This window comes from Aeromicrobium sp. Leaf272 (genome assembly GCF_001422865.1).
In the GTDB taxonomy this organism is placed as follows: Bacteria; Actinomycetota; Actinomycetes; order Propionibacteriales; family Nocardioidaceae; genus Aeromicrobium.
Window position 1 is genome coordinate 658,856 of the sequence record NZ_LMMY01000009.1, and the last position, 859, is coordinate 659,714.

Below are 859 nucleotides of genomic sequence, written 5' to 3' on the forward strand. Positions count from 1 at the left end.
ACTGGTCCATCTCGGACAGCTCGATGCGGCCACCTGCGGCGACGCCGGCGTTGTTGAACAGCACGTCGAGGCCGTCCCAGGTCTCGACGACGTGGTCGCGGACCGTCTGCCAGTCGACGTCGGAGGTGACATCGAGCCGGCGGTACTCCACCGTGCCGGGTCCGGCCTCGGCGAGGGCCTGCACGGGAGCCGGGACGTCGGCGTGCACGTCGGTCGCGAGCACCCGGCAGCCACGTTCGGCCAGCTGGGTCACGAGGGCGAGGCCGAGACCGGAGGCGGCACCGGTGACGAGCACACGAGTGCCCGGAGCGAAGTTCGTCATGGTCAGATACTAACGGTATCCGAAATCGAGGGACAGCCCGGCGGGTCGCCCTCGACCGGCTCGACGACCACCCGGCGACGGGCGTGCCGCGGCTTCGTGCACAGGTGTGGACGGCCCTGTGCACGAATCACACCGATGTTGTTCACAGCTGTGGGCAAACCTGGGGAGAACTACACGCGTGTCATTCGTGCCGCAGCGTTCCGGATGACGTGACGCAGGTCTCGTCGGGGGCACAACCTAGCGGTTCGACGACGCGCCCACCAGAGCCGTCGGAGCCCCCCGGAAATGGTCCGTGACTCCCGGTCCTCGCCGACGTTGGAGGAATCTGACAGTCCTCTCACGTCCCGCACAGGAGTCGTCCGATGCCCCATCGCCCCTCCCCCCGCCACCGCGACCCGCTTCGAGGGGCGCGTCGGCGACGCCTCGGTATCCTCGGCGCGAGTGCCGTCGTGCTGGCCGGAGTCCTCCCGACGCTGGGTGCACAGGCAGCCGTCTCCGGCCTGACCGCGGGTCAGGAGATCTCGGGGATCGTCGCGG

1 protein-coding gene is annotated in these 859 nt (G+C 69.5%); it reads right to left on the bottom strand.

Going from position 1 to position 859, the window contains the following annotated elements; genetic code table 11:
* On the bottom strand, positions 1-322 hold a 322-nt coding region (locus ASF38_RS18350; protein ID WP_200914411.1), incomplete at its 3' end, for an SDR family oxidoreductase.
* Positions 323-859: the final 537 nt, after the last annotated feature.